The sequence below is a fragment of the Nocardia abscessus NBRC 100374 genome, from assembly GCF_000308455.1.
Taxonomy (GTDB): domain Bacteria; phylum Actinomycetota; class Actinomycetes; order Mycobacteriales; family Mycobacteriaceae; genus Nocardia; species Nocardia abscessus.
Genome location: NZ_BAFP01000252.1, coordinates 1 through 14,994, shown reverse-complemented (window position 1 = coordinate 14,994; position 14,994 = coordinate 1). Strand labels below are relative to the sequence as shown.

Annotated in this window: 13 protein-coding genes and 1 pseudogene; 8 read left to right on the top strand and 6 right to left on the bottom strand. The window is 64.9% G+C overall.

All coding sequences use genetic code 11. The annotated features are described in order from the left end of the window. Together ON19_RS31650 and ON19_RS31645 are read right to left on the bottom strand one after the other, a co-directional pair. On the bottom strand, positions 1 to 428 hold a 428-nt coding region (locus tag ON19_RS31650), incomplete at its 3' end, for an RsbRD N-terminal domain-containing protein (RefSeq protein WP_498043928.1). Between the two features lie 511 nt (positions 429 to 939). After that, positions 940 to 1,602 carry a TetR/AcrR family transcriptional regulator gene (locus tag ON19_RS31645; protein ID WP_043701173.1) on the bottom strand — a complete coding sequence of 221 codons (663 nt, stop codon included), beginning with the start codon at positions 1,600 to 1,602 and terminating at the stop codon, positions 940 to 942. A 174-nt stretch (positions 1,603 to 1,776) separates the two neighbouring features. On the opposite strand from ON19_RS31645, the gene ON19_RS31640 reads away from it, so the two are divergent. After that, positions 1,777 to 3,174 (top strand): ABC1 kinase family protein, encoded by a 1,398-nt coding sequence (locus ON19_RS31640; protein WP_043701186.1) that lies wholly within the window; start codon positions 1,777 to 1,779, stop codon positions 3,172 to 3,174. Positions 3,175 to 3,511: 337 nt separating this feature from the next. Here the strand turns inward: ON19_RS31640 and ON19_RS31635 are convergent, their stop codons facing one another. Further along, positions 3,512 to 4,675: a carbonic anhydrase gene (locus tag ON19_RS31635; RefSeq protein WP_051169494.1), complete on the bottom strand. Its 1,164-nt coding sequence runs from the start codon at positions 4,673 to 4,675 to the stop codon at positions 3,512 to 3,514. Positions 4,676 to 4,686: 11 nt separating this feature from the next. On the opposite strand from ON19_RS31635, the pseudogene ON19_RS31630 reads away from it, so the two are divergent. The 3 genes and pseudogenes from ON19_RS31630 to ON19_RS31620 all read left to right on the top strand — a co-directional run. Then, a pseudogene (locus ON19_RS31630) lies at positions 4,687 to 5,469 on the top strand (PucR family transcriptional regulator); the annotation flags it as partial. A 226-nt stretch (positions 5,470 to 5,695) separates the two neighbouring features. After that, positions 5,696 to 5,971: a hypothetical protein gene (locus ON19_RS31625; protein ID WP_157229923.1), complete on the top strand. Its 276-nt coding sequence runs from the start codon at positions 5,696 to 5,698 to the stop codon at positions 5,969 to 5,971. Positions 5,972 to 6,085: 114 nt separating this feature from the next. Further along, entirely contained in the window at positions 6,086 to 8,164 is a 2,079-nt protein-coding gene (locus tag ON19_RS31620) for an FAD-dependent oxidoreductase (protein ID WP_218006508.1), read from the top strand. A 707-nt stretch (positions 8,165 to 8,871) separates the two neighbouring features. Here the strand turns inward: ON19_RS31620 and ON19_RS31615 are convergent. Further along, positions 8,872 to 9,219 (bottom strand): DoxX family protein, encoded by a 348-nt coding sequence (locus ON19_RS31615; RefSeq protein WP_043701169.1) that lies wholly within the window; start codon positions 9,217 to 9,219, stop codon positions 8,872 to 8,874. On the opposite strand from ON19_RS31615, the gene ON19_RS42380 reads away from it, so the two are divergent. Together ON19_RS42380 and ON19_RS31610 are read left to right on the top strand one after the other, a co-directional pair. Then, positions 9,218 to 9,496: a hypothetical protein gene (locus tag ON19_RS42380; protein WP_157229922.1), complete on the top strand. Its 279-nt coding sequence runs from the start codon at positions 9,218 to 9,220 to the stop codon at positions 9,494 to 9,496. The genes ON19_RS31615 and ON19_RS42380 overlap by 2 nt on opposite strands. Positions 9,497 to 10,339: 843 nt before the next feature. Continuing rightward, positions 10,340 to 11,110: an alpha/beta fold hydrolase gene (locus ON19_RS31610; protein WP_438803653.1), complete on the top strand. Its 771-nt coding sequence runs from the start codon at positions 10,340 to 10,342 to the stop codon at positions 11,108 to 11,110. A 332-nt stretch (positions 11,111 to 11,442) separates the two neighbouring features. Here the strand turns inward: ON19_RS31610 and ON19_RS31605 are convergent, their stop codons facing one another. After that, on the bottom strand, positions 11,443 to 12,399 hold the full coding sequence (locus ON19_RS31605; RefSeq protein WP_218006507.1) for an NADPH:quinone reductase: 957 nt from the start codon (positions 12,397 to 12,399) through the stop codon (positions 11,443 to 11,445). Positions 12,400 to 12,690: 291 nt separating this feature from the next. Then, positions 12,691 to 13,392 carry a TetR family transcriptional regulator gene (locus ON19_RS44440; protein WP_043701164.1) on the bottom strand — a complete coding sequence of 234 codons (702 nt, stop codon included), beginning with the start codon at positions 13,390 to 13,392 and terminating at the stop codon, positions 12,691 to 12,693. A 76-nt stretch (positions 13,393 to 13,468) separates the two neighbouring features. Here ON19_RS44440 and ON19_RS31595 point away from each other — a divergent pair, with 76 nt between their 5' ends. Further along, a complete protein-coding gene (locus ON19_RS31595; protein WP_043701162.1) occupies positions 13,469 to 14,356 on the top strand; it encodes an alpha/beta hydrolase in 888 nt (295 codons plus the stop codon). Positions 14,357 to 14,629: 273 nt separating this feature from the next. Then, a partial coding sequence (locus tag ON19_RS31590) for an FAD-dependent oxidoreductase (protein WP_043701160.1) occupies positions 14,630 to 14,994 on the top strand: 365 nt, incomplete at its 3' end.

The window sequence follows — 14,994 nt, the reverse complement described above, 5'->3', positions numbered from 1 at the left end:
CTTGCCGCCTTGTGCTCACGGACATAGGCGCGGGCGACTGTCGCGCTCATGATGTCGAGCATTTCCACCACCAGTTTCACGCCGTCCACGAGATTGGCGTAGTCCTTCACCGTCACGTTCGAGAAGATGAGATCCATACCGAGCTTCAATCTTTCATGGATGGAATGCAGGATCGTGTCGATCGGCACGCCCTCCCGGGCCCAATCGGCCGCCGCTTCGGCCAGCCGGCCGGTCTTCGCCGGAATATCCTGCCCGTCCAGCATGCTGACCGACAGCTCGAGACAGACCCTGGTGATGGCGGGGACGTCACCAGGGACGACGTCACCGGGGAGCAGCTGCCGAGACACCCCCCGCACGCCCTGTATGGGTAAAGGCATCGGTTTGCCCGAGACGGTCAATCCATTCCCAAGTGCCCCGTCGGTGGTCATCGTCGACTCCCTTCCGCCTAGTTGCTGCGGTTCTACCGGCCGATGGTGCGGTCGGCAGCCGTGCGAGGCGGCCGAACTCCCACAGCGAACGCATTCGACCTGGCCCTTCATCGGTCGTGGTCCAACGATAAGAGGATCCAGAACTCACCTTCCACTCTTCTTTGCCCAACCCCTCGGGGTCAGTGGATCACGGCAGTGACATGCGGTGGAAGACCGTTCGTCACAGCGTTAGCAGAAATTCTTCGGTGGTTACGCGAGGCAGTTGCTCACTATTTGCGATAGCGCTCACATGCCGAGCGAGCAGCGAACGTCGGCCATGAGTTGTGCAATCCTTCTGCAACTGGATCCAGCAGTGGACGCCAGTCGTCGCAGGGTCGATCGGTGTGGAATGCCCGATTCGGTGCGGACCACAGATCGTTGGCCATCCTGGCCCCCTTCGATCTTCAGCCGATCGGCACGCACTCCCGGGGTTTATTGGCAGGACGCGCTGACACAGTCCTGACCGCAGGGCTCAGGGTAGCGACGTCAGTTGAGCAGCCCGCACTTCAGCCTCGAGCCATGCGCAGATCATCTGTGCGGTCATCGCGATGGCCTCGCGACGTTCATGCTCGTCGACCTCCAGGGCCGTTGTGCGCAGCACCGCCGTGAAGCCGATATTGATCAGCACGTATGCCATCACGTCATATTTGTGATCGTCTCCCGGGCCGAGGAGCTGGATCAACAGCACCTTGACCAGCGGACGCAGACGTGGCTCGAACTCGGGAATGCCGCTGCCATGGGATTGAACTCCGCCGCCCAGCGCGCGCACCAGATACGCGTTGGCGACCAACTCTTCGGTGAAAAGCTCCAGCATCTCGCCGAGCACCTTCGGAATCGAGGGGAGCAGCTGGGGGATCGGGCGCTGCGACAAGTCCGACACCCAGTGTGTGAAGCGCCGCTCCGCGTTTTCGAGAAGGCGCTCGAGCAGCTCATCGACGATCGCGGTCCGATCGGGGAAGTACCGATAGACCGTACCGATGCTCAACCCGGCCTCCGCCGCGATCCGGTTCGTCGAGGTTTCAGCGATTCCACACTCACCGAACAACCGCGCCGCGGTGTCGAGGATCTGCTCCTTCGTTTCCTTCGCGCGCTGCTGGGTCGGGCGACGGCGCTGTCGAGCGGCCTTCTGCGGCATCACACTTCCCTGTCTTGTGGTCGAAAACTGAGCTTCGCTCACTTCAACTTCAGCTGTCGAATATCACTGCTGCTTGTTGTAGGTTGTTAGACCGTTGAAGTGACGGCCGACGCTGCGGGAACGGCCGAAACCAGCGACGCGATATAGGTCATGGGCCGGCCCACGGAGGTGCTGATGGCGGCTGGTCAGCTGCCCAGAGGTCGACTGGCGCGGGGGAGTCGGTTGGGCCGACTGGTCGCGGGGCAGGCTGTGCGTGGAGTCGGGTCTCGGTTGTCCATGATCGGTCGGCCTGACGAAGCCCGGCAGATACTTGCCGAGCGGTCCGCTCTGCAAGCCGCGCAGCAAATGGTCACAGTGCTCGGCGGCATGAAGGGCGCGGCGATGAAGCTGGGCCAGATGCTGTCGGTTCTCGATGTCGACCTCGTTCCCGAATCCCACCGTGAACTGTTTCGGGTGAAGCTCGCCGAACTTCGAGATCGCGCACCGGAGGTTCCGTTCAGGTCGATGCGGAAGGTCATCGAAGGTGATCTCGGGCCGATGTCGCGAGTGTTCGCCGATTTCGAGCAGACGCCGGTGGCCGCGGCCTCGATCGGCCAGGTGTATCGGGCGAAGTTGCATGACGGGCGCATGGTCGCGGTAAAGGTGAAATACCCCGGTGTGGATGAGGCCGTCGCGGCGGACATGCGTAACTTGCAGTTGTTCGCCAAGCTGTGCAGATCCGTGCTGCCGAGCGCGGCCGACGCCGCCGTGCTGGACGAGATCGCACGCAACATCGGCGGTGAACTCGACTACCTGCGCGAAGCGCGGACTCAGCATGCAGTCGCGTCGCGCTTCCACGAACACCCCTTCATCACCGTCCCCGACAGTGTGGGAGAACACTGCACGCACCACGTTCTTGTGACAGAGTTCGTCGAAGGGAGGTCCTTCCAAGAGATTCAGGCTCTGCCCGGGGCCGACCGAGATCGGATCGGTGAGCTGATCTACCGCTTCTACATCAGTTCGCTGTTCTCCGACTACGAGTTCTGCGGTGACCCGCATCCCGGCAACATCCTTCTGGACAGGGACGGTCGCCTCGCCTTCGTGGATTTCGGGCTCTATTACCGGATGAATCCCGCGGACGCCGAGTTCGAGCGTGCGTCCCTGCTCGCCGCCGGAGAACACCGGGCCGAGGATCTCTACCAGGCGTGGGTCGGACGCGGCATCATCGACCCGGACGCGAGCGTCACGCCACAGGAATGCCTGGAATACGTGTGGGCCGCCTCCGGTTGGCATCTGCTCGACGAGGAGATCACGATCACCCCGGAACTCGCCACCGCGGCAGTGGTGCTCGCCGTCGACCCGAGGGCGGACGAATTCCGGGGTATACGGCATCAGCTGCTTCCGGCTGAGCACGTGTTCTCCAGGCGGGCGGAGTTGTTCACCTTCGCTGCACTCGGTCAGCTCGAGACGACCAACAATTGGCATCGCCTGGCCCGTGAGTGGCTCTACGGCGAGCCTCCAGCAACCGATATCGGGCGGGCGACGGCACGGTGGCGAGCCGGGCAACTGCCGGGCCCACCTGCCCACCGCTGACCAGACCATCACCGCGCAGCGAAGACGTTGCCCTGCCTCTCGACTCATATTCACCGATGTTCCTGGCGGGCAGATGACGGCGGGCAGTGCCACGCATTCGCAGTGCGTCACAACGGCGGGGGCACAGTGGAGAGGGTAGTCATGCATAGGAGTGCAGCCCCGACTCCGACGCGCACCGCCAGGAAGCCGAGGAAGCGCTGCGATGACGGAAGTACGCCCGACCAGGAGCGGTGTCCGGAGCACCGCCGAGGTGGGCGGGCTCACCTTTGCGGCGGCGTACGCCGGATCTCGGCGACCGACGTGTGGTCCGAATGGTCTTGCCACCACGGGCGTGAGCTCATCTGGTGGACCGGCGAGCTCGCACCCGACCGGTCACGATGACCGGTTCGGCGACCCGGTCGGTGAATTCGCTGACGCTGTCGGTGGTGACCTCGAGCACGCACGCGGTGGAGATGTCGAAGAATAGGCCCGATACCGTCAGGCCGCGTGCAGCGGCGGCCTGACGGATCACCGGGTGGCGTTGCAGGATCTCGAGCTGAACGGCGACGTTGACCATGCTCAGCTGGGCGGTTTCGTCGTATCCCGCGGCCGCCGCAACGGCCCGCACCGGGTGCCCGGCGCGGTAGGCATCCAGGCTTGGGCGGGCATGGGCGAGCCAGGTGTCCAGTCCCGGTCCGGCGGAGGTGCCGGCCAGCAGGGTCTTCATGGCACCGCAGGAGGAATGGCCGCACACCACCACGTTGTGCACCTTCAGGGTGTCCACCGCGAAGGACAGGGCCGCCTCGACCGAGGCGTCCGATCCGTCTGCGGGGTGCAGGTTGCCGACGTTGCGGACGGTGAACAGGTCACCGGGACCGCTGTTGGTGATCACGTTGGGCACGATGCGCGAGTCGGCGCAGGTGAGGAACAGCGAGTGCGGATCTTGCCGGTCGCGCAGCTGGTCCAGGTGCGGCCGCATCACGTGGGCGTGGCTGCGATGGTAGGCGACCACGCCGGCTGCGACCGCGTCGCCGTTGCGCTCGCGCCACGGGCCGAGCAACTCGTCGAGAATGCCGCGCGCCCGGCCGCGCCGGGGTGGCCGGGTCATGGCGTGTTCCATGCGGGCGGTTCCGATCTCGACGAATTCCACGTTTCCACCGGTACTTTCGTGCTGGCGGGCCCAGTCGTGGATGGCCTCGTAGCCGGCGTGGTCGAGGAAGTCGACGGTCAGCTCGACCAGTACGTCGGTACCGGCCGGCACCGTGGCCAGTTCCTTGGTCAGCTTCGGCAGCGCCAGGAACGTGCACGTGCCGTCGACGCGGACGATCCAGCGGTCGGTGCCCGCCACCGGTGTGGCCCGTACCGATACCTTCACCACTCGCCACAGCAGCATCGAGAACGCCATAGCCAGGCCGATCAGCACGCCCTCGAGCAGGTTCAAAAACACCACGCTGACCATGGTCACCGCGTATACCGCCAGGTCGCCGGTGCGATGGGCGAGCTGGATGTGGGCCAGCTTCACCAGCTGGACGCCTGGCCTATGTGCGAGAACTGCGCGCGGTCGTGTCGGAGCACCACACCGCGGTGCACACGCTCACCTCGGCGCTGCTCGGGGGTCATCCCACCTCCACCATGGCCCGCGAATGCGGCATCGAAATCTCCGACCGCTATCGCGTAATTGCCCTTGCCATTCCGTCGCACCCGGACGAATCCAACCCGATACTGGACGCGCAAGTCGTCGCCCGCCGCAAACTCCGGCGCGTGCAGGCGGAGCTGGCCACCCGCTGCGACGACACCGTGCTGTCACTGCTGTCGATCGACGGCGGCACCCTGCTCATCCCCGCCGATCACATCACCGAGGTTGCTCTGGAGGAACTGATCGCCCACCTGTCGCAGGCGGCCCGCGTGCCCATCACCGCCGCGGTGGTCACCGCCCCCACCGACACCGTGCCCACCGCTGCCGATCAAGCCCATCAACTACTCGACATGGTCACCCGGTTGCGGTCGGTGCCAGGCCTGTATCACTTCGACGATCTGGCTCTGGAATACCAGCTCACCCGCCCCGGCCCCGCCCGCGACTGTGTCGGGTCGCTGCTCGATCCACTGGACGAACACCCGGAACTCCTGGAGACCCTGCAAATCCATATCGCGCACAACCTCAACCGCCAGCGCACAGCGCGGCTACTGCACGTACACACCAACACCGTGGACTACCGGCTCAAGCGGATCGGTCAGCTCACGGGGTTCGATCCCACCCAGGCCAGCGGGCTGTGGCACCTGCGTTCGGCATTGGTTGCCCGCACTTATCGTAGGTAAGTGAATGCAGGTGAGCGCGTGCGGAATTACTCCAGTCGGTCAGCGTCTGCCGTTCTCGCCGTCGCCGCGGCACGGCTGCGCCCGCACTGAAGAGCAACCACCAGGTGCTCCAATCGCATATTTCACACGACCGCGTACGCCTATTAGCTGAATATAATGGAACTTTTATGTTTCTCACCGTCGACATCGACAACGGTTGAAAACGCTATGGAACATAGTTGACAAGATGAAAGCAAACATGGACGATATGCGACTAACCGAATCCGACGGATTACGCGCGACATGGCGGCTGTTTCATGACCACCTGATCTCCATCGTCGCCGTCCATGACGAATCCGGCGCCACGCCGATCGCATCCTTCGGCCCCGACAACTTTCCGGATCTCGCACAAGCACGAGAACTCCTTCCGGAACTGAACACGTTGTGGGACGCAGTACGCCACGACTTCTGGACCAAAATCATTTCGCCGCAAACACAGTGCCGGCAATGGCGATGGATGTGATCTCGACGCCGCGTCCACTGTTGCGTGTGAGGTAGAGTCGCTCGGCGGGTCCATCCTATGGGCATTTCCGGTCAGCTGATTTGAACTTGGAGCTTGCCTGTTTCGGATTACCAAATGGTCGCTTGGGTGATAAGCGAACATTGTAGAACGCGCTCTCGCGCAACGCCTTTCCCCGATACTGTGACGATGGAGCAGCTGAGTGATTTTTCACCGAGCAATGGCTCGGAGCCCACTCTCGCGGGGCAGGCAACGATCGGCGACGCAGCCATCGAAAAGAGGCCGTCGAGCGTGCTCGTAGTGGGCGCGGGTATCGCGGGATTGACTGCGGCACAATCTCTTCAGAAGCTAGGCCATGCGGTGACCGTGCTCGAGGCGCGCAACCGGATCGGCGGCCGGATCTGGACCGACAGCGACGGTGTCGACCTGGGCGCGCACTGGATACACGGTACGGAGGGCAATCCGATCACCGAATTGGTCGAACAACTCGAAATCCCGCATAGTTATGTCGGCGGCGACAGTTCCTATACCGGTGGATTCGATAGTCTGACACTGTTCGGACCCGATCGCCAGATCAGCCCCGCGACGGTGAAGAATCGGACACTGGAACTCGCCGACAAATTACTCCACGAACTGGAGCGACGCGCGGAGATCGCCCGCCGCAGCGGACACCCCGATGTGCCGCTCGCTGCGGTCATCGACCAGATCATCGCTGAAGCGGGCCACACTCACGACGACGAACAGGCCATCCGCTATCACCTCAATGTGATTCTGCGCGAAGACGTCGGTGAGGATCCCGGCGGCCTCTCGTTCAAGTTCTGGGAGGACGGCTACCGCGTCTACGGTTATGGCGACAGCGTCCTGCACGGCGGCTACCAGGCGGTGGTCGAGGCACTCGCCGAGGATCTGACCATAGAACTGGAAACCGTTGTGCGCCGGATCGACACCGGCGACGGTTCGACACCGGTGCGGGTGACAACGGACCTCGGCGTCCACGAAGCCGACAGGGTGCTGGTCACCGTACCACTCGGCGTCCTCAAGTCGAATGAGATCGAGTTCAGTCCGCCACTGCCGGAAACCAAACGCCGTGCCATCGACCGCGTCGGGTTCGGCACGCTGAACAAGATCGCCTTGCACTACGACCGAATCTTCTGGCCTGCGGAGCAATACGTCTTCGGTTATCTGTGCCGTGAGACCGACAGTTACCCGACCGTGGTCATCAGCATGTGGAAGTCGCACGGCAAGCCTATTCTGGTGTTGCTGCTCGGCGCATCGCTCGGGCGCGACTTGGAGTCTTGGACCGATGTCGAGGTCCAGGATTACGCTATCGGCGTCGTGCGGGATATCTTCGGCACGAACACTCCCGAACCCAGGCATGTTTCCCGAACGGCATGGTCATCGGACCCCTACGCGCTCGGTTCCTACGCCTGCATCGGTGTCGATGCTTCCCCGCGCGACCTGGACTCCCTCGCCGAACCCGTCGGCGCGCGCCTGTTCTTCGCGGGCGAGGCGACCAACAGTTACCACTGGGGCTGCGTCCACAGTGCCTACGAGTCGGGTCTACGCGAAGCGGCCCGAATCGCCGACGACCCGTCGATCTACAGCCCGCCGAGCACCGAGACCTCGCGCCGACAGCGCCGCGATATCGACCGCATGAAACGCTTCGCGCGAATGCGTATGAAGCATTTGAGCTTCGACTGTCTGAGAGCTCGCGTGGCGTGCCTCAGCGATGGCGTCGACCCCTTCGGCGTGCCGTTGTTCGCGCCCCTTGTCGACGCCGACCTGGAAACCCTTGCCTCCATGTTCGATGAACTCACCTACGCCCCCGGCGACCCCATCTTCCGCGAAGACGACACCGCCCACGGCGTCTACGTGGTCGCCGAGGGTGACGTGGAGGTCGATTTCGGCGGTGTCTACGACCGCGCCGTGCTGGCCAGAGGCAGTATCCTCGGCGGCCACGACCTGTTCTTCGACGCCAGAACCGCCGCCGTCACGGCCGTGACCGCAGTCCGTCTCTACTACCTCGACCACTACCGTTACAAAACGTTCCTCTACGCCTTCCCCGATGTCATGATGATGATGCTCGCCGACCTGGTCACCCGCTGGGAGCAACTGGAACAGGTCCTCGGCGCCGCGGCACTGACGGGGGCACGCCGAATGCTGCAGTCCAGGCACAGCGGCGATATCGCGTCCTGACGCACGCGCCGTCCAGGGGAGGGAGCCCATTTCAGGTGCAGCACCGGTCCCACCGCGGAGAGAGGTATAGCGAGCGTTGCTCGCCTCTGCCGCATGGTCGTGTGCAGGCGATGCTGCCAATGCGTCAAGCCGGGCACGATAATGCGGTCCATATCGTCGAGCAGGTCGGCAAACGGCTCACCCGACTCCGGTGGCGATGACGGCAGTTGCGCACGCACCGCACCGGGCGGCACCGTCGACAACACCGGCAGGGATTCCACCCGCTCCCAGTAGTCGGCCACCCAATCCACCACCGCGCGACCGTGTTCCCGAAACTCCGCCGCAGTCATATGCCGAGGCGGCGCATCGTCCACGGGCTGCGTGCACAGGGCGCAGGACGCGCTCACGTCCTGGTGGGTGTGGAGCTCCGAAGGGGTGGTCGCCACAGTCGAAGGGTAGAGCTCGGCGCACCGATCGGTGTCGATGCGGTGGCAAGGCGTGTCGCTCGGACCAAGCACATCATTCACGGCCACGTCACCACGTGGGTGCGCGCTCCAGACCTCTCCGCTACGCCGTAGTCGTCGCCGGCGTCGTGGCATGCGTGGTGCCACGACGCTCCAGCACCGGTGAGAGTTTCCTTCGCCGCGTGGTGCGAGTGCTGGCCGCCTTGGCCGGTATGGACCCCGGTCAAGGCCCGCAATGACACCGCCGACTACGCGTCGCTTTCCTTACGCGGCGACGCCCAGACCCAGCGCGACCGCGACCGGAATCAGGTACAGCATCGGAAACGCCACGGTCTTGTACGAGCGGGCCCGCAGCACGGTGATCACCGCACCTGCGAAGTACAGGATCAGGCCGATGGCCGCGGCGACTCCGATCGCGGGGACGAAAAGGCCGATGATCAGCCCGAGCGCTCCAGCGGCCTTGGCCAGTCCCAGTGGCGTCCACCACGATTGCGGCACTCCGTATTCCACCAGCGGGTCCACGACGAACGCGGCCCGGCGCAGCAGCGAGAACGCCGAGAAGCCGACCCAGGCGGCAGCGACGATATTGGCGACGACATATGCAGTGTTCATGAGATTCTTCTCGGTTCTCTCTGGTGGGTCCTGGCCCGGATGGGTTCGTCTCAATGACGACGCAGCACGCCCGGGGTGTGACATCGGGCAGCGCTCATCGATGATTTCGCCGGTTTGCACGCTGGCCCTGGCGGTCGGCGCCGGGGGCTTGTTCTTCGATCGGCGTCACCGCAGGGCCGGCGCGACCTTGGCTGTCGATGTGATCGTCAGCGTGCCGGCGGCGGGATTCGGCAGGTCATCGCCACCACGCTGCCTCGCCGCCCCCGACATCGAGTGAGCCGCCGCCTACGCGGCGGTGTTGCGGCGAGACGGCGGGCCCGCGCCACCTTCTCGTAACTCCGCAGAGTCAGTCGAGAATTATTCGGCGACAGGAACCTCAGGAGCGCATGCTTGCGCTGGCCGAGATCGCCTGGCGAGACTACTTCCCATGCCAGCGAGTGAAGGGTCTGTCGGGGAGTACCGGCTGATGCGTCAGGGGGGTGGTCGGGGTGGGTTCGCACATGTCCGGGTGGTTCTCGCTCGCGCCGATCCAGCTCGCGGTTGCGCTGTCGTTTGGGCGGTCGATCCAGCCGACACTACGTCCGCGCAACCAGAGCTGGACGGGGAAGAGGTAGCCGCGGCGCTCGGGGGAGCGGCTGATGCTTTAGATGCACTCGGCCGGCTCGGTATCGACGCTTCCGACTGGACGGTGCGGTTGATGTGGGCGGGGATGAGCTTGGTTGATACCGAGCCGACGGCCATGCGAGCGGCGGCTTGCGCTGCCACCGCAGCCGCTTTCGGTGCGGCTGACCAGTTCCAGGTGACATACGACAACGGTTGGCGGTGCCATCGCTCGACCTGACGGCTGCCGCAGGGCCAGCCGAACACACCGCCGGCGGTACCGCGAGACCCCAGTAGGTGCCGCCGCATCGGGCGGGGAGCTTCAGCCAAGGGCGCACACCGGTTGGGACGAGTGTTTGCCGAGGCGAAACCTGTCAAACCGCAGAGTATGTCGAACGGTCTCACAGCAGTTCATCATCGGCGAGCGGACATACGTGGAATCGACATCTTTTATCGGGAAGCGGGCCCTGCGGATGCCCCTGTCCTGTTGTTACCGCATGGCTATCCAGGTTCGTCCTATGTGTACCGTGGGCTTCTGTCCACATTGGGTGTTCGGTGGCGACTGATAGCTCCAGATCTCCCCGGGTTCGGCTACAGCGCGACCCCGACTCCGGAAGAATTCGATTACACCTTCGATGCGTACGCCGAGTTCCTGCAAGCGTTCGTGGAGGAGTTGGCACTGACGCAATATGTTCTCTGGCTGCATGATTACGGCTCTCAGTTCGGCTTCCGGCTCGCTTTGGCCGCGCCTGATCGAGTCATGGGATTGATCATCCAAAACGGTGATATCTACGCGGATGCTTTCGGTCCCAAATATGACTTCTTGACGGAGCTGTGGAACAACCCTGGTCCTATATCGCGCCATCGCCTGGCTCAGCACGTGAGCCTGGAAGGATTTCGCAGCGAGTTCCTGGGCGAATTGCCCGACGCGATGGCAGCACGGATCAGCCCCGACCTCTGGACTTTGCACTGGACATTGATGTGCACACCGCAACGCATCGCGAATCTGATCCGACTGCTGGAAGATCAGCCTTCCACGTTGGGCTGGTTTCCGAAGGAACAGCAGTACCTGCGCGAGCAGGCGCCACCCACTCTCATCGTGTGGGGTGTCCACGACGGGTACATGCCCGAGCAGTCGGCCCGCGCGTACACGCGCGATCTCCCACATGTTCCTTTGCATCTGTTCGACGGTGGGCATTGGCTACTGGAAACCCATCTGGCCGAAGTCGTCCCGTTGGCAGACGAGTTCCTGGCACAGGTCTACAGCGGCGCTCGACAGCCCCTCGGATGAGTTCCAAGGTCCGGTTTCCGCCTCGCCGGCGGCCATTTCTGTCTGCGCTGCGCCGTAGTGTCCGAATCGCCCAACGGGCAGTGGCAGAAGCGGCTCACCGATGCCGACCGGCGGGCCGAGTCTCCGCTGTTCTGGACCCATGTGGACCCTACGGCCGGTTCGAGCTGGACATGAACTCCCAACTCGATCTCGCCGGTGCAGCGGCCATGCTGCCAGGCCCCGCACCGCGCCCGATACGCAGGCTCCCGAACCGGCGGCGGAGGCTTCCACCCCGCCCCGCAGCGCCCTCACGCTCGACTGCTGGGGGATGAGGAGGTCACGCCGGAGCTTCTTTACTGGGGGATGTCGACCAGTACACGGCCGCGACCGCCGGCGTCGATGCGGTCGTGAGCCTTGGCGACATCGACGGTGAGGGCGCCGACGGCGGCCGCGGCGGTGAGGTCGCGGGGGGCCTGGCGCCTAGCTTCGGCGGGGAAGTCGTCGCTGCCGAGCAAGCGCAGGGTGACGTTGTTGAACAGCAGGGTCCAGAACGGGATTTCGGTGCGGTCGTGGCGGGTGGCGTACGCGGCGATGACCGCGTCGTTCGCAGCGACGGCGTCGTCCAGGTCGGCGTTGTCGGACAGGGCGACCTCGATGATCCGGTCCACGCCGTCGGGTGCGTGGGCGCGGACCGCGGCGGCGGGGTCGCCTGAGTCGAGGGCGACGGCGTGGGAGACGACCTCGGGATCGATCCTGTCCAGTTCGGTGCCGCGTCGGACGGTGCCGATGACCGTGGCCCCGCCCCAGCGGGCGAGCTGGGCGGCCAGTGAGCCGACCCCGCCGAGCACGCCGTTGATCAGCACCAGTTTGCCGTCGACGGTGCCGTCGGCGAAGACGGTGCGGTGCGCGGTGATGCCGGGGATGCCCAGGCTCGCGCCGAGGTCGTCGGACAGGTGGTCGGGCAGTGGGACGGCGAGGTCGCCGGGGACGACGGTGTACTGGGCGGCGGTGCCGAAGGGGCGGTAGGACTGGGCGCCGTACACCCACACGCGCGTCCCGACGTGGCGCGCGTCGACGCCGTCGCCAACGGCGTCGATGATGCCGGCGGCGTCGGTGTGCGGGATCACCCGCGGATAGGGCATGGCCGAGCCGATCCAGCCGCGACGCTTCTTGGTGTCGCCGGGATTGGCGCCGGAGACGGTGACGCGGACACGGACACGGACCTCACCGGAGCCGGGGGTGGGGTCGGGCAGCTCACCGAGCTGGAGCACTTCGGCGGCCGGGCCCCTGCTGGTCGTACCAGGACGCAAGCATGTTCAGTCCTTCCGATGACGGGTGTGGGTCTGAGGGCGGGGCTGCTCGTCCGCTACTCGTATGCCGTCGCCGTCCATGACCTCGTGGAGCCAGGCGCGTTCTGCGCGACCCCAAGCCATACGCGAACGGCCCCGGCACTTCCCACACAACTGCGGCCACACCGTCCATGAGGATTGCGCCGCACAAACCAACCCGTTGATGACCACATTCCTCCGCTGAGGGGGCGCAGGTCGGCACATGCGCGAGAGCGAACGCGGGACGAATCTCATAATCAAATCTCATAATCATTAGTTTTTGAGATACCTGTAGAGGGTTGCCCGGGAGACCCCGAAACGGGTAGCGATGTCCTCGGCATCGTCGCCGTCGGCGTGCATCGAGCGCGCCTGTTCGATCTGCTCGCCGGTGAGTTTCGCGGGCCGTCCCCCGTTGCGGCCCCTGGCGCGACCGGTCGGCCTGGGCTCGATGGGTTCGCCCAGCAGCGCCCGCGCGCCATCCAGGATCAATTGCCTCAGCCGATCGACCGGTTCGTTGCGGAACAGGACGACGGGGTCGGCCAGGCCCGCGACCACCTGAGACGCCCGCACCCGCTGCTCGATCCCGCTCCCGGGACCCGCCACCAGCTCGTTCGCCAAGGCGATCGCGGCGCGGAAACGATCGGCCACCGGAGCTTGGACGAGCAGTGTCATATCTCTGACCAGCATGGTCAGGGTGTGCCGGTGGCGCAGGTGCACATCGACATAACCCTCGATCGCCCGCCACCGGACCTCCTCGGCGCTCGGTTCCGACTCGGCCTCGGCCAGCACCGCGTCCAATTCGTCCAGCAGCGGCAGCGTGAGCTGGTGCAGGATCGCGTCCTTGGAGTCGAAGTGGTAGTAGAGGGCGGCTTTGGTGACGCCCACCTCGTCTGCGATGGCCTGCATGGAGGTGGCTCGGTAGCCGCGGGTGGCGAACAGGACGCGCGCGGCCGCGAGTATGCGCTCAGGTGTCATGTAATCACTTACCTACAGTCAAAAATTCCGCTACTGTACTTACCGACAGTCAGTCTATGCCGCAGGGATGGCCCTTATGCGTACCAAGGTCTCGTTCGACGTCGCCGGTGTCCGATGTGCCGGACGGCTCTTTCTGCCCACCGGTTCCAGCCAGGTGCCGTGTGTGGTGCTCTGTCACGGCTTCAGTGGAACGATGGACCGGCTTTTCGACTATGCCGAGCGCTTCGCCGGCGCGGGCTTCGCGGCATTGGTGTTCGACTACCGTAGCTTCGGCGAGAGCGCCGGCGAACCGCGGCAGGTACCCGAGATCGCCGGTCAGCTCGCCGATATTCGCGCCGCTGTCGAATTCGCTCGCGGTCACCCACGCATCGACGCCGACCGGATTCTGTTGTGGGGTAACTCGCTCGGTGGAGCGCACGCTGTTGCTGTCGCGGCCGACGACCCGCGCTTAGGTGCCGTCGTGGCGCAGATCCCGTTCAACGGCTTTCCGAAGCGGGTCGAGGGGAGAAAGGTCCGGGACACGGTGAAGCTGCTCGGCGCGATCCTCTGGGATCGGCTGCGTGGCGCGGCGGGCATGCGCCCGTATTACATCCCGATGGTCGGTCGGCCAGGGGAGCTCGCCGTGACCGCGACGCCGGAAGCGGAGCGTCACATTCAGACCCTCACCGGAGGTGGGGAAACTCTGTGGCGCAACGTCATCGCTCCTCGCGCGCTGCTGGCGATGATGCGCTACCGTCCTGCGGAGGCTGCTGCACGACTGTCGTGCCCATTGCTGGTCTGCGCTGCCGCCGAGGATCACGAGACGCCGGTGGAGACGAGTCGCGCGCTGGCCGACGCCGCGCCGCGCGGCGAGTTGAGGGTATATCCCGGCACCCATTTCTCCTTCTACACCGACCCGGCCTTGCGGGACACCGTGGTCGCCGACCAGATCGACTTCTTCCGGCAGGTCCCGACCGGCACCTGACAGTCCCCGCGCCCGTGCGCCATTGCCCCTGGGGGAACCGGAGCCACACCACCCGCTGCGGTGTCGGATCAACCGGCTCTTGGTCGCATGGATGCGCCGATCACGCCGATGATTCGTCGGCGAACACGCGGCCGTCAGGTAACGCGGCCTGCGTCCGCGGCGCCGCATCTACTCGCGTCTTCTAACACCAACAATTGTAGGCCAACAGGCGTTGACATTGTTCACCGTCCTTCTACTCGAATGACAACAAGCGTTTTACCTCAAGGAGTCGTTATGAAGAGCCCCATCGCAGACGTGCTGATCGTCGGAGCCGGCCCGGTCGGGCTCGCTGCCGCGGTCGTGCTGGAACAGCTCGATCGCGAGGTGGTGATCGTGGACCGGCAGGCCGAGGGCGCCAATACCTCTCGCGCGGCGGTGGTGCATCCGCGCACCCTGGAAATATTGGAGCCCTACGGTGTGGTCCCGGCTCTGGTCGCCCGCGGTGTGCAAACCCCGACGTTCACGATCCGCGACCGGGATCGGCTGCTGATGGCGGTGCCGTTCAGTGAACTGCCCACCGCCTACCCGTACACGCTGATGATCTCCCAGGCCGACACCGAGAAGTTCCTGCTGGACCGGCTCACCGCACTGGGTGGGAA